The sequence below is a fragment of the Paraburkholderia sp. BCC1876 genome, from assembly GCF_902833695.1.
In the GTDB taxonomy this organism is placed as follows: Bacteria; Pseudomonadota; Gammaproteobacteria; order Burkholderiales; family Burkholderiaceae; genus Paraburkholderia.
Genome location: NZ_CADFGI010000007.1, coordinates 336729 through 357725 on the forward strand (window position 1 = coordinate 336729; position 20997 = coordinate 357725).

Genomic DNA, 20997 nt, shown 5'->3' on the forward strand with positions numbered 1-20997 from the left:
TCGAAACACAACGAAGCAGGACACCATGGAAGAGGACGACATCGTCGCCGTATGGTCGGAACGCGTGCGTTCCGCCAGCGCCGAGGGACGCGCGTTGCGCATCCGTGGCGGCGGCACCAAAGACTGGTACGGCCAGACGCTGGAAGGTGACATCCTCGATACGCGCGCTTATCGCGGCATCATTGCTTACGATCCGGCGGAGCTGGTCATCACCGCGCGCGCGGGCACGCCCTTGCTGGAGATCGAAGCCGCGCTCGCCGAACATCACCAGATGCTCGCCTTCGAGCCACCGCATTTCGGGCCGCAGGCCACCTTCGGCGGCTGCATCGCGGCCGGCATCGCCGGGCCGCGCCGTCCCGCGGCAGGCGCCGCACGCGACTTCGTGCTCGGCGCTGTCGTCATGAACGGCCAGGGGCAGAAATTGCACTTCGGCGGCCAGGTCGTGAAGAACGTGGCCGGTTACGACGTCTCGCGTCTGATGGCGGGCTCGCTCGGCACGCTCGGCCTGATCCTCGAACTGTCGATCAAGGTCTTGCCGCTGCCGCAAGCCGAAACCACCCTCAAGTTCGACATGAACGGCACCGACGCGGTCCGCAAGCTCAACGAATGGGGCGGCCGGCCGTTGCCGATCACCGCGAGCGCATGGCGTCACGGCACGCTTGCCGTGCGGCTCGCCGGCGCGGAATCCGCGGTCAAGGCGGCGCGCTCGGCACTCGGCGGTGAGGTCGTCGACGCGGTCGAAGCGGAACGCTTCTGGGCCGGTCTGCGCGAGCAAACCGACTCGTTTTTTGCGGCAATTCCGCCGAAAGCCGCGTTGTGGCGTCTGGCGTTACCGTCGATCACCGAGCCGCTGCAATTGCCCGGCGCGCAATTGATGGAATGGGGCGGCGGCCAGCGCTGGTGGATCACCGACACCGACGCGCAAACCGTGCGCATCAGCGCCAGACAGGCCGGCGGCCACGCCACGATTTTCCGCACCGGCCTCGGTTACGACCGCGGCGCCGGTGTCTTCACGCCGCTGCCCACTCCGCTGATGAAAATCCATCGTGGCCTGAAAACCGCCTTCGACCCGGCCCGCATCTTCAATCGCGGCCGTCTCTACCCCGACTTCTGAGCGACGCGATGCAAACCAACCTCGCGGACTTCATTCGCAATACGCCCGATGGCGACGAAGCCGACGCTATCCTGCGCAATTGCGTGCACTGCGGTTTCTGCACGGCCACCTGTCCCACTTATCAGATTCTCGGCGACGAACTCGACGGCCCGCGCGGGCGCATCTATCTGATCAAGCAGATGGTGGAAGGCGCGCCGGTCACGCGCAGCACCCAGGTTCACCTGGACCGCTGCCTGACCTGCCGCAATTGCGAAACGACCTGCCCGTCCGGCGTGCAATACGGCCGGCTGGTGGAAATCGGCCGCAAGATCGCCGAGGAAAAAGTCACGCGCCCGGCCGGCCAGCGGCTGGTGCGCCGCTTGCTCGCGAGCTTCGTGCCGAACAGCGCGTTGTTCACGCCGACCATGCGGATCGGCCAGCACTTCCGCGCGCTGTTGCCGAAGAAACTGCGCGACAAGGTGCCCGCGCGGCAGCGTCCGCTCGAATGGCCGACGGCGAAACACGAGCGCAAGATGCTGATGCTGGCGGGCTGCGTGCAACCGTCGATGATGCCGAACGTGAACATCGCGACCGCCCGCGTGCTGGACGCGCTCGGCGTGGAAACGCTGATCGCGCCGGACGCCGGCTGCTGCGGCGCGATCCGCCTGCATCTGGGCTATAACGACGAAGCGCTCGACGATCTGCGCGCCAACATCGACGCATGGTGGCCGTACGTCGAACAGGGTGTGGAAGCGATCGTGATGAACGCGTCCGGTTGCGGCGCGACGGTCAAGGAATACGCGCACCTGCTGCGCGACGATCCGGCGTATGCGGAGAAGGCCGCGCGGATCGTGGCGTTGACGCGCGACATCGCGGAAATTCTGCCGGAGTTCGAGGAAGCGCTGGTCGCCGTCACGCGCCGCCGCGCGGTCCATACGGTGGCGTTTCATCCGCCTTGCACGTTGCAGCACGGTCAGCAGGTGCGCGGCCGGGTCGAACATGTGCTGGCGGCGCTCGGCGTGGAAGTGCGGCTGCCCGCCGACAGTCATCTCTGCTGCGGTTCCGCCGGCACTTACTCGCTGACGCAACCCAAGCTCTCGTACGCGCTGCGCGATCAGAAGCTCGAACGGCTGCAGGCGCAGGAGCCGCAGGTGATCGTGTCGGCGAACGTCGGCTGCATTGCGCATCTGCAAAGCGGCACGCAGACGCCGGTCGCGCACTGGATCGAATTGGTCGAGCACATGCTGTCCGTATAATCGGAGCATCGCCTTTACCGGTTTCCGCCTACGTGCCATGCCCGATCTGATTCACAACCTCGAAGCGGTGCAGCAGCGCATCGCTGCCGCCGCGCAGGTGGCCGAACGCGACCCGCGTTCGATCACGCTGCTCGCGGTCTCCAAGACCTTTCCCGCCGAAGACGTACGCGCCGCGCACGCCGCCGGCCAGCGCGCGTTCGGTGAAAACTACGTGCAGGAATCGCTGACCAAGATCGACACGCTCGCCGATCTGCGCGCGTCGCTCGAATGGCATTTCATCGGCCCGTTGCAGTCCAACAAAACGCGGCCGGTCGCCGAGCAATTCGACTGGGTGCATTCGGTCGACCGGCTGAAAATCGCGCAGCGGCTGTCGGAGCAGCGGCCCGACAATCTGCCGCCGCTGAACGTGTGCCTGCAGGTGAATATCAGCGGCGAAGCGTCGAAAAGCGGTGTGAGCGTGGCCGAGGCGGTGGAAGTCGCGCAGGCGATCGCCGCGCTGCCGAAGCTGAATTTGCGCGGCCTGATGGCGATTCCGGAACCGGCCGGCAGCATCGACGATCAACGTGTGCCGCATCGCCAGTTGCGCGAGTTGTTCGAGCGTCTGCGCGACGACGGACTCGAACTCGATACGTTGTCGATGGGCATGTCGAGCGACCTCGAAGCCGCCGTGCTCGAAGGCGCAACCATGGTGCGCGTCGGCACCGCGATTTTCGGCGCACGAGATTACTCCAACTGACTCGTGTGAGCCCTTTGTCGATTCATTGGGCGCTGCACGGCACTACTCTCTAAACATCATGAAAATTGCTTTTATCGGCGGTGGCAATATGGCCGCCGCGTTGATCGGCGGTCTTATCAAGCGTGGCGTCGCGCCGGCCGACCTCTACGCGATCGATCCCAACGAAGCGACCCGCGAGCGCAATGAGCAGCAATTCGGCATCAAGACCGGTGCCGCCGCCGACACCGCGCTCGCCGCCTACGACGCCGTCGTGCTGGCCGTGAAGCCGCAGATTCTGAAGAGCGTCGCCGAAGGGCTGGCGCCGCATCTGAGCGCGTCGCAACTGGTGGTCAGCATCGTCGCCGGGATTCGCATGGAAGACATGTCGCGCTGGCTCGACGGTCACTCGCGAGTCGTGCGCGTGATGCCGAATACGCCGGCGTTGATCGGCATGGGCGTGACCGGGCTGGTCGCAACCGGCAGCGTCGACGAAGCGGGTCGTGCGCTCGCATCGCAGGTGCTGGGTGCGGTCGGCGAAACGGTCTGGTTCGACGACGAAGCGAAGATCGACGCCGTCACCGCGATCTCGGGCAGCGGGCCGGCCTATGTGTTCTATTTCATCGAGGCGCTGCAGGAAGCCGCGCGCCAGCTCGGCATGGACGAAGCGCAAGGCCGCGCGCTGGCTGTCGCCACCTTCACCGGCGCGGCGCAACTGGCGGCGAATTCCGATGAAGCGCCGGGCGTGTTGCGCGAACGGGTGACGTCGAAAGGCGGCACGACGGCAGCGGCGCTGGCGTCGTTCGACGCGAGCGGGATCAAGGATGCGATTGTGCGCGGCGTGCTCGCCGCCGACGCGCGCGCCAGGGAAATGGGCGACGAGTTCGGCAAGCTGTAAGCGCGGCGAGTCGTCGTGAAAGAGGTAAAGAGGTAAAGAGGCAGCGCCCTGGTCCAGACCGGGGCGCTGTCAGCGACACTAAAACCGTGAGGCGCGACGCGCCGGTTTGAGCCGCTGCGGCGCAGGCGCCGCCAGACCAGAAACGCACAGACGCGCAGGTGCAACGCCCGCGTCGAACATCTACAACGAAGCCACTGCGTAGTGCGCGGCAATGCCCACGAACAACACGCCGCCCAGCCAGTTGTTGTGCCTGAAGGCCGCGAAGCACGCCATCCGTTCACGATTGCGGATCAGCCTGTAGTGATAGATCGCGCAGCCCACGGCTGCCGCCCATCCCAGCCAGTACAACCAGCCGAAACCCAGTTGCACGCCGATGCCGACGTAAATTCCCAGCGTCACCGCGTAGCACAGCATGATCGCGGCCACGTCGAAGCGGCCGAACGTCAGCGCCGAAGTCCGAATGCCGATCTTGATGTCGTCGTCACGATCGACCATGGCATATTCGGTGTCATACGCGACCGACCAGAACACGTTGGCGAGCAGCATCACCCACGCGAGCATCGGCACGTGGCCCTGCACGGCGGCGAACGCCATCGGAATGCCGAAGCCGAACGCGATGCCGAGATACGCCTGCGGAATCGCGAGAAAACGCTTGGTGAACGGATACGAACCGGCGACGAACAACGCCGCCACGGAAAGCTCCTTGGTCAGCGAGTTGAGCGGCAAAATCAGCAGGAACGCGATCAGCGACAACCCGGCCGCCACGGCCACCGCTTCCCACGCCTTGATCTTGCCCGACGTGACCGGACGATTCTCGGTGCGCTTCACATGACGATCGAAATCGCGGTCCGCATAGTCGTTGATCGCGCAACCGGCCGAGCGCATCAGCACGGTGCCGACGCAGAAGATCACCAGCAGAGGCCACGTCGGATGGCCGTCCGAAGCGATCCACAACGCGTTGAGCGTCGGCCACAGCAGCAGCACCGTGCCGATCGGCTTGTCCATCCGGACGAGGCGCAGAAACAGGGGGAGTCGGGCGAACATGGGTCGATTCGGTGAAGGGCAAGAACGGTGCCGCTATTTTACGGGATGCGGAACGCGGGCCGCTGCCAGTTGGGCCAGGCCGCTGTATGAAGCGAAAACCGGCGCCGCAAAAAACAAAGCCTCCCACAGGGAGGCTTTGTTTTTACTCAAGCTCAGCGGCAACGCGTGAGCTCAATGAAGCGTCGGCCGTAATCAAGCCAGCATCGAACGCAGCATCCACGCGGTCTTTTCGTGCGTTTGCATGCGTTGCGTCAGCAGGTCGGCGGTCGGCTCGTCGTTCGCGGCTTCCGTCGACGGGAAAATCGCGCGCGCGGTGCGCACCACGGCCTCCTGGCCTTCCACCAACTGGCGGATCATTTCTTCCGCGGCCGGCACGCCGTCCGCTTCCGGAATCGACGACAGCTTTGCGAATTCCTTGTAGCTGCCCGGCGCATGCACACCCAGCGCGCGGATCCGTTCAGCGATCGAGTCGACCGCCAGGGCGAGCTCGTTGTACTGCGTTTCGAACATCAGGTGCAGCGTGTTGAACATCGGACCCGTCACGTTCCAGTGGAAGTTGTGAGTCTTCAGATAGAGCGTGTAGGTGTCGGCGAGCAAACGCGACAGACCTTCGGCGATCTTCTTGCGATCCTTGTCGGTGATTCCGATATTGACGTGCTGTACGGCTTCTTTCTTGGCCATGATGACTCCTTTGAAGAGTGATACGAACCGGTCGGCATAGTGACGATCTGCCGATGGCAATCCCGGCAAACCCGGCACTTCGAACGCCCGACAGTTTAGCGTAGAAAACTGCTGCGTTCGTGTGACGCGTGGTCGCCTGCCGCACCCACGGCCACGCCGCGATCAGCCACCGAGCGCGTGTTGCAGTGCTTGCGCGACGATCACCGCGAGTCCGCTCGAGACGATCGCGAATCCCATCGCCCGCCGCAGCATCACGGCCTGTTGCAGGGCCTGTTGCTGCTGCGCGCCGCGCGCGGCGGCCGAGCCGCCGATAGTGGCCAACATCATCTGAATCATGATCGTGCTCCGTCGATTCGTATCGTTACCGGCGAGACGCTCATGCGCCTCGCCGTTGCTGCATCACTTCAACTGACTTGCCCAGTTACTTCTTACGGCTTTCGGCGAGGTCGGCCAGCGCGGCGATCACGCCTTCCGCGTAAGCCGGATCGGCCTGGCGGAAATGCTCGATCTGACGCGCGACGATCTCCTGCGGCACGCCGTCGATATGACGCGCGATGTTGCCGAACAGACGCTGACGCTGCGCCGCGTCGAACAGCGCGAACAGCATGCCCGGCTGCGTGTAGTAGTCGCCGTCCTGGCGATGATCGTAGCGATCCACCGCACCGGCCGCGAGCGGCGGTTCCGCCGCGTTCACGTCCTGCGCGAAGTCGCCGAAACGGTTCGGCTCGTAATTCACGTTGCCGCCGAGGTTGCCGTCCGTACGCATCGCGCCGTCGCGATGGAACGAATGCGGGCTCGGCACGCGCGACGCGTTCACCGGAATCTGATGGTGATTGATCCCGAGGCGATAGCGCTGCGTGTCACCGTACGAGAACAACCGGCCCTGCAACAGACGGTCCGGCGAGAAGCCGATGCCCGGCACCACGTTAGCCGGCGTAAACGCCGCCTGCTCCACGTCCGCGAAATAGTTGGCCGCGTTACGGTTCAACTCGATCGTGCCGACGTCGATCAGCGGATAGTCCTTCTGCGACCACACCTTCGTGACGTCGAACGGATTGAAGCGATACGTGGCGGCGTCCGCTTCCGGCATCACCTGAATCGCGAAACGCCACGTCGGGAAGTTGCCCGCGTCGATGTTGCCGATCAGATCGCGTTGCGCGCTTTCACGGTCTTGCGCAACCACTTGCGCCGCTTCGGCATCGGTGAAATTTTCAACGCCTTGCTGCGACTTGAAGTGGAACTTCACCCAGAAACGCTCGTTGTTCGCGTTGATGAACGAGTACGTGTGCGAACCGAAACCGTGCATGGTGCGGAAGTTTTGCGGAATACCACGGTCGCTCATCAAAATCGTCACCTGATGCAACGACTCCGGGTGACGCGACCAGAAATCCCACGCGGCGACGTTGCTGCGCATGTTGGTGTACGGATCGCGCTTCTGCGTATGGATGAAGTCCGGAAACTTCAGCGGATCGCGGATAAAGAACACCGGCGTGTTGTTGCCGACCACGTCCCAGTTGCCTTCTTCCGTGTAGAACTTGATCGAGAAACCGCGCACGTCGCGTTCCGCGTCGGCCGCGCCGCGCTCGCCGGCCACCGTCGAAAAGCGCATAAAGAGCGGCGTGTCCTTGCCGACTTCGGCGAACACCTTGGCCTTCGTAAAGCGGGAAATGTCGTGCGTGACTTTCAGCGTGCCGAATGCGCCCGAACCTTTGGCATGAACGCGGCGCTCGGGGATTACTTCGCGATCGAAGTGAGCGAGCTTTTCAAGCAGCCACACGTCTTGCAGCACGACCGGACCGCGCGCGCCGGCGGTCATCGAATTCTGGTTGTCGGCAATCGGGGCGCCGGCGGCGTTGGTGAGCTTACGTTCGGTCATGCGTGACTCCTGATGAGCTTTTATCGAAACTGAATTTGGGGGAGAGGCGCGGCACACGAAGGCCGGAAAACCGATACGTCAGGCGGACAGCGCGCGATCGACCAGCAGGGACAACGCGACGGTTCGAATGCTTTGCATCGACGCGGCAAAGCTGCTGACGGCGGCGTCAGCCGATTGAGCGATGAGGGTCGGGTCTTGCTGCGGGTTCGATGACGACATGCTTTCCTCCGGTGTCTTATGGGATCGGGCGATCCATGGAGGAAACTATAACAATGCTATCGAATTAACGTGTTTGATTAATTTTATCTATTCGATAGGGAGGGCGGCGATCACCGCCCTCTGACGCCTCGTGTCCGTTCAGTTCACGGCGACGGGCAATTCCAGTTTCTTGACGCCCGGCAGGTCGCAGGCGTTGATCGCGTCGCAAATGGCGTCGATAGCGGGCATGCGCGTGAAGCTCTTGCGCCAGGCGAGCACGACGCGGCGATCCGGCACGGGTTCGTCGAACGCGACGTAGCTGAGCAGGCCCGCGTCGATACCGCCTGCATGCGGCTTGACCTCGTGCACCGACATACGCGGCAGCACGGTAATGCCGACGCCGCTCGCCACCATGTGACGAATGGTCTCCAGCGAGGAGCCCTCGAAAGTCTTCTGGATACCGTCCGCGTTCTGCGAGAAACGCATCAACTCCGGGCAGACGCCCAGCACGTGATCGCGGAAGCAGTGGCCGCTGCCGAGCAGCAGCATGGTTTCCTGCTTCAGATCGTCGGCGTTGATTTTCGCGCGGTTTTCCCACGCATGGCCGGACGGCAGCGCGACGACAAACGGTTCGTCGTACAGCGGGCGCAGCATCAGGCCGGTTTCAGGGAACGGCAGCGCCATGATCGCGACGTCGATTTCGCCTTGCTTGAGCAGTTCGATCAGCTTGAGCGTGTAATTTTCCTGCAGCATCAGCGGCATCTGCGGGACGCGCTTGATCATCTGCTTGACCAGCGTAGGCAGCAGATACGGCCCGATCGTATAGATCACGCCGAGCCGCAACGGCCCGACCAGCGGGTCTTTGCCCTGCTTGGCGATTTCCTTGATGGCGAGGGTTTGCTCGAGAACGCGCTGAGCTTGCGTGACGATCTGTTCGCCGATCGGCGTGACGCTGACTTCGCTGGTGCCGCGCTCGAAGATCTGGACGTTGAGTTCGTCCTCGAGCTTCTTGATCGCCACCGACAAAGTCGGCTGGCTAACGAAACATGCCTCGGCGGCCCGGCCGAAGTGCCGCTCGCGGGCCACCGCGACGATATATTTCAATTCGGTGAGCGTCATTGGGGGACCAATCAGTGCAGTGAGTTCGATAGGTTCTAGTTATACACCCTATGGGGTCGGTTCGCCAACCTCTTTGGGGTGCCGGGCTGGGCGTCGCGCCTGATTGAAGGCAAACTCGCGTGATTCACCGCAGATATTTTTTCACCCGACCCGCAGGAGACACCCGATGATGAGGCGAATCGTTGCCCTCGCTATTCTTTCCGCCGTACACCTTCACGCGATGGCCGCATCCGAACCGGCCGTCGAGGCCAAAAACGGCATGGTCGTTTCGTCGCAGAATCTCGCCTCCGAAATCGGTATCGCGATGCTGAAAAAAGGCGGCAACGCGGTCGATGCCGCCGTCGCCGTGGGTTATGCGCAGGCCGTGACCAATCCGTGTTGCGGCAATATCGGCGGTGGCGGCTTCATGACGCTGCATCTCGCGGACGGTCAGGATCGCTTCATCAACTTTCGCGAAACCGCGCCGGCCGCGGCCAGCGCGAACATGTATCTGGACGCCGACGGCAAAGTGCGGCCCGGCGAGAGCCTGTACGGCTATCGCGCGGTCGGCGTGCCCGGCACGGTTGCGGGTCTCGATCTCGCGCAACGCAAATACGGCAAGCTGACGCGTCAGCAGGTCATGGCGCCGGCCATCAAGCTGGCGCGCGACGGCTTCATTCTGACCCGCGCGGACACCGACATTCTGGACACCACGGTCCAGCGCTTTCGCACCGATCCGGACGCCGCGCGCATCTTCCTGCGTCGCGACGGCACACCGCTTCAGCCGGGCGACCGTCTGGTGCAGCGCGATCTCGCGAAGACGCTGGAAAACATCGCCCGTCGCGGCCCCGACGCGTTTTATCGCGGACGCATTCCGCAGATCGTCGAAGCTGCGTCGAGCAAGAGCGGCGGCCTGATCACCGCCGCGGATTTCGCCGCCTACAAGGCCGACGATACCGAACCGCTGAAGTGCAGCTATCGCGGCTACGATTTCATTTCCGCGCCGCCGCCGAGCTCGGGCGGCGTCACGCTCTGCGAGACGCTGAACATTCTCGAAGGTTATGACATGCGCGGTCTCGGCTTCCACTCGGCCGCCTCCGTGCACTACATGACCGAGGCCATGCGGCACGCGTACCTCGATCGCAACACGCTGCTCGGCGATCCGGCGTTCATCAAGAACCCGATCGACAAGTTGCTGAGCAAGGACTACGCGGCGAGCATCCGCACCTTGATTACCGCCGACACCGCGACGCCGTCGAAAGACGTGCAACCGGGTTATGGCGTGCACGAGAAGCCGGAAACCACGCACTACTCGATCATCGACAAGGCCGGCAACGCGGTATCGACCACTTATACGGTCAACGGCCGCTTCGGCGCGGTCGTGATCGCGCCGGGCACGGGCTTCTTCCTGAACGACGAGATGGACGATTTCACCGTCAAGGTGGGCGTGCAGAATCTGTTCGGGCTGGTGCAGGGTTCGCGCAACTCGATCGCGCCGGGCAAGCGTCCGTTGTCGTCGATGGCGCCCACGGTCGTGACGAAAGACGGCAAGGTCTTCATGGTGCTGGGTTCGCCGGGCGGCTCGCGGATCATCACGATCACGCTGCAAACCGCGCTCAACGTGATTGACTACGGCATGGCGCCGCAAGACGCGGTCGACGCGCCGCGGATTCATCATCAGTGGCTGCCGGACGAGGTGGACTACGAGACGCAGGGGTTGTCGCCGGATACGCTGAAGATCCTGCAGCAGATGGGCTACAAGATGGTCGAGCAGACGCCGTGGGGCGCCGCGGAGTTGATCATGGTGGGTTTGCCGGGAACCGAAGCGGCGAGCCGGGTGAGCTCGGGCAACGACTCGTCGGTGTCGGGCCAGGTTCGGCAGGGCTTCGTGTATGGGTCGAACGATCCGCGACGTCCGGCGGGCTCGGCGGTCGGATATTGATGCTTTGAAACGCTAAAAAACCCGGAAGAAGCGCATGCTTTTTCCGGGTTTTTCTTTTTTGTTCTAGCGATCCGGAGACCTGCCGGCGTCACGCTTTCAGGTACTGCTCCCGCGCGCCGAGCCAGCGGGCCAGGTGTTGTATCACGACGTCCGGGTACTTTTCGAGCAACGCCGCCGCCGCTTCGCGAGCGGGCTCGATGAGCCACCGATCGTTCTCGATGTCCGCGAATCGCAGCATTGCCGCGCCCGATTGCCGCGCGCCTAAAAACTCGCCCGGCCCGCGAATCTCAAGATCGCGTCGAGCGATTTCGAAGCCGTCGGTCGTCTCGCGCATGGTTTGCAGGCGTGCGCGTGCTGTCATCGACAAGGGTCCGGTGTACAGCAGCACGCAAACCGACGCCGCACTGCCGCGCCCGACTCGTCCGCGTAACTGGTGCAATTGCGCGAGACCAAACCGCTCCGCGTGTTCGATCACCATCAACGACGCATTCGGCACGTCGACGCCCACTTCGATCACCGTCGTCGCAACCAGCAACTGCACTTCGTTGCGCGTGAACTCGTCCATCACCGCCGCTTTCTCGGCCGGCGCCAATCGTCCGTGCACGAGGCCGACCTTCAGTTCGGGCAACGCGGCGATCAGTGTTTCGTAGGTTTCCACGGCGGTCTGCAATTGCAGCGTCTCGCTTTCCTCGATCAGCGGACACACCCAATACACTTGACGCCCGGTCAACGCCGCCTCGCGCACCCGGCCGATCACCTCCTCGCGACGTGCGTCGGACACCAGCTTGGTCAGGATCGGCGTGCGGCCAGGCGGCAATTCGTCGATGGTCGACACGTCGAGGTCGGCGTAGTACGTCATGGCGAGCGTGCGCGGAATCGGCGTCGCGGACATCATCAGTTGATGCGGCTGGAAATCGCGCGCGCCGTCGGCGGCTTTCTGCGCCTTGGCGCGCAACGCCAGCCGCTGCGCCACGCCGAAGCGATGCTGTTCGTCGACGATCACGAGGCCGAGGCGCGCGAATTCGACCGCGTCCTGAATGATCGCGTGCGTGCCGATCACGAGTTGCGCGGTGCCAAGCGCGGCGGCTTCGATCGCGGCGCGTTTATCTTTGGTTTTCAAACTGCCCGCGAGCCACGCGACGCTCACGCCCAGCGGCTCCAGCCAGCCGCGCAATTTGCGCGCGTGCTGCTCGGCCAGGATTTCGGTCGGCGCCATCAGCGCGGCCTGGTAGCCGGCGTCGATCGCCTGCGCGGCCGCCAGCGCGGCGACGATCGTCTTGCCGCTGCCGACGTCGCCCTGCAACAGCCGCTGCATTGGGTGCGGCTGCGTCAGATCCAGCGCGATCTCGCCGCCCACGCGTTCCTGCGCGGCCGTCAGCGCGAACGGCAGCGCCTTCAGCAAACGCGCGACCAGCGCGGACTCGTCGCCGAGCTTGCGCCGCGGCATGGCCGGCGCGGCACGCGTGCGGCGCTCGTCGTGCGCGCGCTTGAGCGACATCTGCTGCGCGAGCAGTTCTTCGAACTTGATGCGCACCCACGCCGGATGCGTGCCGTCGATCAGCGCGGTCTCGTCCGACTGCACGCCCGGATGATGCAGCGTGCGCACCGCGTCCATCAGCGTCGGCACGCCGAGCGGCTGCATGTACGTCTGTGCGATCGGCTCGGGCAGCAATTCCGGCAGCGAGGTGCGCGACAACGCGTTGTCGATCGATTTGCGCAGATAGGCTTGCGTCACGCCCGCGGTGCTCGGGTAGACGGGCGTCAGCGCTTGCGGCAGCGGCGTGTCTTCGTCGACCACGCGCACCGCCGGATGCACCATCTCCATGCCGAAGAAACCGCCGCGCACATCGCCACGCACTCGCAAGCGCGCGCCGATCGCCATCTGCTTGACCTGCGAGCCGTAGAAATTCAGGAAGCGCAGCACGAGTTCGTCGCCGTGATCGTCGTGCAGTTTCACCAGCAACTGGCGACGCGGACGATAGGCGATCTCGTTGTCGAACACCACGCCTTCGGTTTGCGAGATGCCGCCGGGTAACAGGTGGCCGATCGGCGTCAGTTGGGTCTCGTCCTCGTAGCGCATCGGCAGATGCAGTACGAGGTCGATGTCGCGCGTGAGGCCGAGTTTGGCGAGCTTGTCGGCGGTTTTTTCGGCGGGCTTGGGCGTGGCGTTGCCGGCCGGCTTGGCGGCGGACTTACCTGCGGATTGAGTTGCGGGCTTCGCGGCGGATTTGCCGGCCGGCCGGTCGCCGAAGATGGAATCCGGTTTGTCGGCGAGCGGCTCGAACTCGTCGTCTGGCTTATCAGCGGCCTGGGCGCCGAGCGTGTCGCCTTCATGCGTGGCTTTTTCGCTATCCAGCGCGACGCCCGCGCCGCCCTCGCCCGTCTCCGCTACCGCCTTGCCGCGCGATACGCGGCGCCTGGGTTCGGCGCTCGCTTCGTCGGTGGTTTGGGGCAATCGGCGGTCGGACAAAGGCATGGGCTGCTTCGCAAGTACAATATCGGCTGTCAAAGGGTAGCGCCGCCATACAGCGCGCGGGCTCGCGGGCCGCTCTGGCGTCCCGCAATCATAGCCGCCCGGCTCCGGCTTCGGCTCAATTCAGTCTCAATTCGCTTCCAGTCGTTCGCATGTTTACGCTTTCCGATTTCGATTTCGATCTGCCGCCCGAGTTGATCGCGCAAGTCGCGCTGCCCGAACGCAGCGCCAGCCGTCTGCTCGAAGTGGACAACACGGCCCACGCCGACGCCGCGCGTCTCGTCGATCGCCGCTTCGCCGAATTGCCTGAGTGCATCGCGCCGGGCGACCTGCTGGTCTTCAACGATACCAAAGTGCTGAAGGCGCGGTTCCTCGGCCAGAAGGCCAGTGGCGGCAAGGTCGAAGTGCTGGTGGAACGCCTCACCGGCGAACGCACGGCGCTCGCGCAGATTCGCGCGAGCAAGAGCCCGCAGCCGGGCACCACGATCCGTCTCGCCGACGCGTTCGACGTGACCCTCGGCGAACGCGTCGAGCCGTTCTACACGCTGCACTTCCCGGACGACTGCCTGACGCTGATCGAGCAGTTCGGCCGCCTGCCGCTGCCGCCGTACATCGAGCACGACCCCGATTCGACCGACGAATCCCGCTATCAAACCGTGTTCGCGCAGAACCCCGGCGCGGTCGCCGCGCCCACCGCCGGCCTGCATTTCGACGACGCGCTGCTCGCGCGCCTCGACGAGCGCGGCGTGGAACGCGCGACGCTGACGCTGCACGTCGGCGCCGGCACGTTCCAGCCGGTGCGGGTCGAGAACCTGGCCGAACACAAGATGCACAGCGAGTGGTATCACCTGCCGCAATCGCTCGCCGACAAGATCGCGGCAACGCGCGCGCGCGGCAACCGCGTGATCGCGGTGGGCACGACCTCGATGCGCGCGCTCGAAGCGGCCGCCCGCGACGCCGATGTCGCCGGCCGGCCGCTCGGCGCGGCCAGCACGGAAACCGACATTTTCATCACGCCGGGTTATCAGTTCCGCGTGGTCGACCGGCTGGTGACCAATTTCCATTTGCCGAAGTCGACGTTGCTGATGCTGGTCTCGGCGTTCGCAGGTGTAGAGACGATTCGCGCGGCGTATCGTCACGCGATCGAGCAGCGTTACCGCTTCTTCAGTTACGGCGACGCGATGCTGCTGACGCGTCGCGACCCGACGGCCGAGACGACGGGCTAACGCTCTCTTCCGGTCGCTTTAAAGGTTTTCGCCGTTCCCCACGCCGCCGCGATCCTTCCGGCGGCATTCATCTATTTGCGCCGGACTGTTCTCCGGTAGCAACAGGAGTTTATTCATGACCGATGGTCATCAGTCGCACGACGCGACCTTCGAGCGCCCGGAAAACGGCCTCAAATTCGAACTGCTCGGCACCGACGGCCAGGCCCGTCGCGGCCGCGTCACGCTGAATCACGGCGTGGTCGAAACGCCGATCTTCATGCCGGTCGGCACTTACGGCACGGTGAAAGCGGTCCAGCCGCGCGAGCTTGAGGAAATGCACGCGCAGATCATTCTCGGCAACACGTTTCACCTGTGGCTGCGCCCGGGCCTCGAAACGATCGAAGCGCACGGCGGCCTGCACCGCTTCATGGGCTGGAACAAGCCGATTCTGACCGATTCCGGTGGTTTTCAGGTGTTTTCGCTCGGCGATCTGCGCAAAATCACCGAAGATGGCGTCACGTTCGCGTCGCCGATCAATGGCGACAAGCTCTTCCTGTCGCCAGAAGTGTCGATGCAGATCCAGAAGGTGCTGAACTCGGACATCGTCATGCAGTTCGACGAATGCACACCGTACGCCACCAATAACGTGCCCACCTCACACCAGGAAGCCGCCGACTCGATGCGCATGTCGATGCGCTGGGCCCAGCGCTCGATCGACGAATTCAACAAGCTCGGCAATCCGAACGCGCTGTTCGGCATCGTTCAGGGCGGCATGTTCGAAGATTTGCGCGACGAATCGCTTGCCGGTCTCGCGGAGAAGGATTTCCACGGTCTCGCGATCGGCGGCCTGTCGGTCGGCGAACCGAAAGAAGACATGATGCGCGTGCTGAACCACATCGGCCCGAAGCTGCCGGCCGACAAGCCGCACTATCTGATGGGCGTCGGCACGCCGGAAGATCTGGTGGCGGGCGTCGCCGCCGGCGTCGACATGTTCGACTGCGTGATGCCGACCCGCAACGCGCGCAACGGCTGGCTGTTCACCCGTTTCGGCGACGTCAAGATCCGCAACGCGGCGCACAGGAACTCGCTGCGCCCGCTCGACGAGCAATGCGGCTGCTACACCTGCCGCAATTTCACGCGCGGCTACCTGCACCATCTGCATCGTGTAGGGGAAATCCTCGGTGCGCAGCTGAACACGATCCACAACCTGCACTACTACCTCGAATTGATGCAGGAAATCCGCGACGCGATCGACGCGAAAATGTTCGAGCCCTTCCGCAAACGCTTCCACGAGAACCGTGCACGCGGCATCGAGCAGGTTCCCTGAGGTTGAGCCAGCCACGGATTCTCCGGAAGAATCCGTCGGCGCGCCACGGAAAACCTTACAATCTACTTTCGTCGACGCTCGAAAAAGGCTTTAAACGGTTGATCGCAAAGCCGATTCGCCGCGCCGACCCACGTCAGGCGGATGGTAGAATAACCGGCTGATTTTTTTGATCGTTTTGATTTATAACGGAGAGACCAACGTGTCGTTCATTTCCAATGCCTTCGCCCAAGGCACAGCAACAGGTGGCATTGAATCGAACCTGATGAGCTTCCTGCCGCTGATCCTGATGTTCGGCGTGCTGTACTTCATCATGATTCGCCCGCAAATGAAGCGCCAGAAAGAACACCGCAACATGCTCTCGGCCATGGCCAAGGGCGACGAAGTGGTGACGAACGGCGGCATCGTCGGCAAGGTGACCAAGGTGGGTGAAGCTTACGTCGGCGTCGAAATCTCGGAAGGCACGGAAATCACCGTGCAAAAGGCGTCGGTAACGACGATTCTCCCGAAGGGCACGATCAAGTCGCTGTAAGGCCTGCTCTCTCGCGTCCGGCGCGGCCTCGCCGGCGATCCATGCCAACCGCTGAATCGCCCGCGCTCATCGCCGGACGCATCGCTTCCAAGCCAACCTTCCCGTTGGACCACTCATGAATCGTTACCCCCTCTGGAAATACGCCGTGATGCTGGTGGCTCTGGTCATCGGCCTCGTGTACACGCTGCCCAACCTGTTCGGCGAAGCGCCGGCGGTGCAGGTGTCGAGCGGCAAGGCAACGGTCAAGCTCGACTCGACCACGCTGTCGGCTGTCGAAGCCGCGCTCGCCGCGAATCAGATCAAGCCTGACGACGTCACGTTCGACAACTCGTCGACCAACGCGAACATTCGCGTGCGTCTGCCGGACACCGACACGCAACTGCGCGTGAAGGACCTGCTGCAAAAATCGCTGAACGCCGACCCGACCGACCCGCAATTCGTCGTCGCGCTGAATCTGCAAAGCGCGTCGCCGCACTGGCTGACCGCGCTGCACGCGCTGCCGATGTACCTCGGTCTCGATCTGCGCGGCGGGGTGCACTTCCTGCTGCAAGTCGACATGGCCGGCGCGCTGAACAAGAAGCTCGACTCCGACGCTTCCGACGCACGCACGCTGCTGCGCGACAACAACATCCGCGACGGCGGTGTGAACCGCGTGAACCAGACGGTGGTGATCAACTTCGCCGACCAGGCCACGGCGGACGCTGCGCTCAAGCAACTGGGCCGCGGTATCGGCGAACTCCAGTGGGCCACGCAAACCGGCACCGACGGTAGCGTGCAACTGGTCGGCACGTTTACGCCGGCCGTGCAGAAAACGGTGCAGGACGCCGCGCTCAAGCAGAACATCACCACGCTGCATAACCGCGTGAACGAACTCGGCGTGGCCGAGCCGGTGATCCAGCAACAAGGCTCCGATCGCATCGTGGTCGAACTGCCGGGCGTGCAGGACACGGCGAAGGCGAAGGACATCATCGGCCGTACGGCGACACTCGAAGCGCGTCTGGCCGATCCGGTCAACACGCACCCGCAACCGGGCGATCCGGTGCCGCCGGGCGACGAGTTGTTCACGCAAGGCAACCAGACGCCGGTGCTGCTGCGCAAGCAGATCATCTTCACCGGCGACCGGATTATCGACGCGTCGGCGGGCTTCGACGAGCATCAGCGTCCGTCCGTCAACATCCGTCTGGATTCGGCGGGTGGCCGTGCGGTGCGTAGCGTGTCGCGCGACAACATCGGCAAGCCGATGGCCATGGTGCTGTTCGAAAAGGGCAAGGGCGAAGTGCTCACGGTGGCGACCATCCAGTCGGAACTGGGCGACCGCTTCCAGATCACCGGCCAGGCCACGCCGCAAGGCGCCGCCGACCTCGCGCTGCTGCTGCGCGCCGGTTCGCTGGCCGCGCCGATGGACATCATCGAAGAACGCACCATCGGCCCGAGCCTCGGCGCGGACAACATCAAGAAGGGCTTCCACTCGGTCGTGTGGGGCTTCGCGGCAATCGCCGTCTTCATGATCGCGTACTACATGCTGTTCGGCGTGATCTCGGTGATCGGCCTGTCGGTCAACCTGCTGCTGCTGATCGCGGTGCTGTCCATGCTGCAGGCCACGCTCACCTTGCCGGGTATCGCCGCTATCGCGCTCGCGCTCGGTATGGCGATCGACTCGAACGTGCTGATCAACGAGCGCGTGCGTGAAGAACTGCGCCACGGCGCGCCGCCGCAACTGGCCATCCAGAACGGCTACGCGCATGCCTGGGCGACGATTCTCGACTCGAACGTCACCACGCTGATCGCGGGCCTCGCGCTGCTCGCCTTCGGCTCCGGCCCGGTGCGCGGCTTCGCGATGGTTCACTGTATCGGCATCTTGACGTCAATGTTCTCGGCCGTGTTCTTCTCGCGCGGTCTCGTGAACCTCTGGTACGGCGGCAAGAAGAAGCTGAAGTCGCTGGCCATCGGTCAGGTGTGGCGTCCGGAGTCGGCGCCCGCAGGCGCGGCCGCTTACCTCGGTAGCGAAGACGCCGACACCGACACCGCGCAAGCCGTCGCCGCAGTCACCGCCAAGCCGAAGGGCAAAGCGGCCGCGGCGCAGGCACGCGCGGCCGGCAAGCCGACGGTGCGCCGCCGTAATGCGGACGCTTCGAACGCGACGCAGAACACGCCGCAGAAACCGGGTTCATCCCGCTGAGTCCCGGAGAACTAGACCATGGAATTTTTCCGTTTTCGCAAAGACGTTCCGTTTATGCAGCGTGCGTTGATTTTCAACGCGATCTCGCTGCTGACGTTCGTTGCCGCTGTATTTTTCCTGCTGCATCGCGGGCTGCATCTGTCGGTGGAGTTCACCGGCGGTACGGTCGTCGAAGTGCAGTATCCGGGTGCCGCGCCGCTGGAACCGGTGCGCGCCAGCCTGGCCAAGCTCGGTTATGCCGACGCTCAGGTGCAGAACTTCGGCACCTCGCGCGACGTGCTGATCCGTCTGCCGCTCAAGCAGGGCTTCACGTCCGCGCAACAGAGCGATCAGGTAATGGGCGCACTGAAAACCGACACGCCTGAAGTGCAGTTGCAGCGTGTCGAGTTCGTCGGTCCGCAGGTCGGCAAGGAACTCGCCACCGACGGTCTGCTCGCGCTCGCGTGCGTGGTGGTCGGCATCGTGATCTACCTGTCGTTCCGCTTCGAATGGAAATACGCCATTGCCGGCGTGATCGCGAACTTGCACGACGTGATCATCATTCTCGGCTTCTTCGCGTTCTTCCAGTGGGAGTTCTCGCTGTCGGTGCTGGCCGCCGTGCTCGCCGTGCTCGGCTACTCGGTGAACGAATCGGTGGTTATTTTCGACCGGATTCGCGAGACCTTCCGCCGCGAACGCAAGATGACGGTGATCGAAGTGATCAACCACGCGATCACGAGCACGATGTCGCGAACCGTCATCACGCACGGCTGTACGCAGATGATGGTGCTGTCGATGTTCCTGTTCGGCGGTCCGACGCTGCACTACTTCGCCCTCGCGCTGACGGTCGGTATTCTGTTCGGTATCTACTCGTCGGTGTTCGTCGCCGCGGCGCTCGCCATGTGGTTCGGCGTGAAGCGCGAAGACCTGCTGAAGGACAAGAAAGACCGCGCCGATCCGAACGACCCGAACGCAGGCGCGCAAGTCTGATCGGGTTGTTGTTGTAAAGCTGAAGTACCAAGCAGAAGGCCGGTTCTCGCGAACCGGCCTTTTTCGTTTACCGCGCTGAAGGTGCTGAAGGTGCTGAAGGTGCTGAAGGTGCTGAAGACGCTGATGCTGCTGATCGCGAAACTATCGCTCTAGCGGAAACCCAGCTTGCGACGCGCCGCCATCAACGCCACCAGACTGATCGCCGCGGCAAAAATCATGTAGAAGCTGGGCGCCGTCTTCGACCCCGTGACGTTGATCAACCACGCGATGATGAACGGCCCAAAGCCGCCGAAGATCGTCACCGCGACGTTATAAGCGAGCGACATACCGGTCGTGCGCGTCTGCACCGGAAACATCTCCGACAGCAAACCCGGCAGCGCGGCAAAGTAACCCGTCATCAGAAAGCCGAACACGACCTGCATCGCGATCAACGTGCCGAACGTCGGATGCGCGACCAGATACACGAACGCGGGGTTGATCAGGATAAGCAGCAGCAACGCCGAGGTCAGCATGATCGTGGTGCGCCCATGCCGGTCCGACAGATGCCCGACCATCGGCGAGAACACCATCTGAATGAGACCGGTCAGCGCAATCGCCGAGAATGCAACCGACGGCGAAAGACCCAACTGCTTCACACCGAACGTCGGCATGAACAGCACCAGATACGTCGATACCGTGCCGAGCACCACCACGCCGATCGCAATCAGCAGCCGCAGCTTCTGATTCGCGAAAGTGTCGCGCAGCGGTGTCGTAGTAGTTTCCGCCGCGAGAAACTCCGGCGTTTCGTCGAGCTTGGTGCGGATGTACCAGGCCACCGGCCCGATCAGCAAACCGAAGAAGAACGGCACGCGCCATCCCCACGACGCCATCTGGTCCGGCGACAGCTTGCCGGTCAACAGCACGCCGAAGCCCGCGGCCAGCAACGTGGTGAGCCCTTGGCTCGCCACCTGCCAGCTCGCGAAAAACCCGCGCCGCCCCGGCACGTGTTCCGCGAGAAACGCCGTCGCGCTGCCGAACTCGCCGCCGGCCGAGAAACCCTGCATCAGACGCGCCAGCACGAGGATCACCGGCGCGGCCACGCCAATGCTCTGGTAGGTCGGCAGAATCGCGATGATCAGCGTGCCGCCCATCATCAACAGGATCGACAGCGTCAGCGCCGCCTTGCGCCCCGCGCGGTCGGCGTAGGCGCCGATCACGATTGCGCCGAGCGGCCGCATGAAGAACGACACGCCGAACGTGCCGAGCGTGAGCAGCAGCGAAACCGTGTCGTTACCAGCCGGAAAAAACAGCTTCGCGATAATCACCGCGAAGAAACCGTACACCACCAGGTCGAACCATTCCAATGCGTTGCCAATCGAGGCCGCGACTACCGCGCGCCACGAATTCTGCCGGCTCCCCGAGAGGCTTGCTGCTGTCGTTGCGTTCATGCAGATCTCCAGTTCGCGCGAAATATTATTAATGTAGGCCTGATTTCCGATCTTGCCCGAACTTGCCCGACTGGATGCGCGCACAACCAA

18 protein-coding genes are annotated in these 20997 nt (G+C 63.7%); 10 read left to right on the top strand and 8 right to left on the bottom strand.

The window, feature by feature from the left end:
- Window positions 1–25 precede the first annotated feature (25 nt).
- From glcE to proC, 4 genes are read left to right on the top strand one after another with little or no spacing between them, the layout of a single operon-like run.
- Complete coding sequence (gene glcE / locus HWY05_RS25355) at window positions 26–1114, top strand: glycolate oxidase subunit GlcE (protein ID WP_176059997.1); 1089 nt, start codon at window positions 26–28, stop codon at window positions 1112–1114.
- Window positions 1115–1122: 8 nt separating this feature from the next.
- Window positions 1123–2349, top strand: coding sequence for a glycolate oxidase subunit GlcF (glcF, locus tag HWY05_RS25360; protein WP_035553306.1), 1227 nt, complete (start codon window positions 1123–1125; stop codon window positions 2347–2349).
- Between the two features lie 37 nt (window positions 2350–2386).
- Entirely contained in the window at window positions 2387–3085 is a 699-nt protein-coding gene (locus tag HWY05_RS25365) for a YggS family pyridoxal phosphate-dependent enzyme (RefSeq protein ID WP_134960896.1), read from the top strand.
- A 58-nt stretch (window positions 3086–3143) separates the two neighbouring features.
- Window positions 3144–3959 (top strand): pyrroline-5-carboxylate reductase, encoded by an 816-nt coding sequence (gene proC, locus HWY05_RS25370; protein WP_176059998.1) that lies wholly within the window; start codon window positions 3144–3146, stop codon window positions 3957–3959.
- A gap of 180 nt (window positions 3960–4139) precedes the next feature.
- Here proC and ubiA read toward each other — a convergent pair whose 3' ends face one another.
- From ubiA to HWY05_RS25400, 6 genes are all read right to left on the bottom strand, one after another.
- The gene (gene ubiA, locus HWY05_RS25375; protein WP_176059999.1) at window positions 4140–5003 is read right to left on the bottom strand and encodes a 4-hydroxybenzoate octaprenyltransferase; all 864 of its coding nucleotides are present in this window, start codon (window positions 5001–5003) and stop codon (window positions 4140–4142) included.
- Between the two features lie 192 nt (window positions 5004–5195).
- A complete protein-coding gene (locus HWY05_RS25380; protein WP_035553319.1) occupies window positions 5196–5684 on the bottom strand; it encodes a Dps family protein in 489 nt (162 codons plus the stop codon).
- Between the two features lie 162 nt (window positions 5685–5846).
- Window positions 5847–6020 (bottom strand): hypothetical protein, encoded by a 174-nt coding sequence (locus HWY05_RS25385; RefSeq protein WP_176060000.1) that lies wholly within the window; start codon window positions 6018–6020, stop codon window positions 5847–5849.
- A gap of 85 nt (window positions 6021–6105) precedes the next feature.
- A complete protein-coding gene (locus tag HWY05_RS25390; RefSeq protein ID WP_176060001.1) occupies window positions 6106–7560 on the bottom strand; it encodes a catalase in 1455 nt (484 codons plus the stop codon).
- A 78-nt stretch (window positions 7561–7638) separates the two neighbouring features.
- Window positions 7639–7779: a hypothetical protein gene (locus HWY05_RS25395; protein ID WP_176060002.1), complete on the bottom strand. Its 141-nt coding sequence runs from the start codon at window positions 7777–7779 to the stop codon at window positions 7639–7641.
- A gap of 138 nt (window positions 7780–7917) precedes the next feature.
- On the bottom strand, window positions 7918–8877 hold the full coding sequence (locus HWY05_RS25400; protein WP_035553324.1) for a LysR substrate-binding domain-containing protein: 960 nt from the start codon (window positions 8875–8877) through the stop codon (window positions 7918–7920).
- Between the two features lie 169 nt (window positions 8878–9046).
- Here HWY05_RS25400 and ggt point away from each other — a divergent pair, with 169 nt between their 5' ends.
- Window positions 9047–10798 (top strand): gamma-glutamyltransferase, encoded by a 1752-nt coding sequence (gene ggt, locus HWY05_RS25405; protein WP_081936350.1) that lies wholly within the window; start codon window positions 9047–9049, stop codon window positions 10796–10798.
- A gap of 88 nt (window positions 10799–10886) precedes the next feature.
- On the opposite strand, the gene recG is transcribed toward ggt, so the two are convergent.
- Window positions 10887–13274: an ATP-dependent DNA helicase RecG gene (recG, locus tag HWY05_RS25410; RefSeq protein WP_176060003.1), complete on the bottom strand. Its 2388-nt coding sequence runs from the start codon at window positions 13272–13274 to the stop codon at window positions 10887–10889.
- A gap of 149 nt (window positions 13275–13423) precedes the next feature.
- Here recG and queA point away from each other — a divergent pair, with 149 nt between their 5' ends.
- The 5 genes from queA to secF all read left to right on the top strand — a co-directional run bounded on the left by queA (window position 13424) and on the right by secF (window position 19480).
- A complete protein-coding gene (gene queA, locus HWY05_RS25415; RefSeq protein ID WP_176060004.1) occupies window positions 13424–14497 on the top strand; it encodes a tRNA preQ1(34) S-adenosylmethionine ribosyltransferase-isomerase QueA in 1074 nt (357 codons plus the stop codon).
- Window positions 14498–14612: 115 nt separating this feature from the next.
- Entirely contained in the window at window positions 14613–15803 is a 1191-nt protein-coding gene (gene tgt, locus HWY05_RS25420; RefSeq protein ID WP_035553335.1) for a tRNA guanosine(34) transglycosylase Tgt, read from the top strand.
- Window positions 15804–16002: 199 nt separating this feature from the next.
- Complete coding sequence (gene yajC / locus HWY05_RS25425; RefSeq protein WP_035562406.1) at window positions 16003–16332, top strand: preprotein translocase subunit YajC; 330 nt, start codon at window positions 16003–16005, stop codon at window positions 16330–16332.
- A 115-nt stretch (window positions 16333–16447) separates the two neighbouring features.
- Window positions 16448–18511: a protein translocase subunit SecD gene (gene secD, locus HWY05_RS25430; protein WP_035553337.1), complete on the top strand. Its 2064-nt coding sequence runs from the start codon at window positions 16448–16450 to the stop codon at window positions 18509–18511.
- A gap of 18 nt (window positions 18512–18529) precedes the next feature.
- Window positions 18530–19480 carry a protein translocase subunit SecF gene (gene secF / locus HWY05_RS25435; RefSeq protein ID WP_035553339.1) on the top strand — a complete coding sequence of 317 codons (951 nt, stop codon included), beginning with the start codon at window positions 18530–18532 and terminating at the stop codon, window positions 19478–19480.
- A 149-nt stretch (window positions 19481–19629) separates the two neighbouring features.
- On the opposite strand, the gene HWY05_RS25440 is transcribed toward secF, so the two are convergent.
- Window positions 19630–20907 (bottom strand): MFS transporter, encoded by a 1278-nt coding sequence (locus HWY05_RS25440; protein WP_176060005.1) that lies wholly within the window; start codon window positions 20905–20907, stop codon window positions 19630–19632.
- Window positions 20908–20997: the final 90 nt, after the last annotated feature.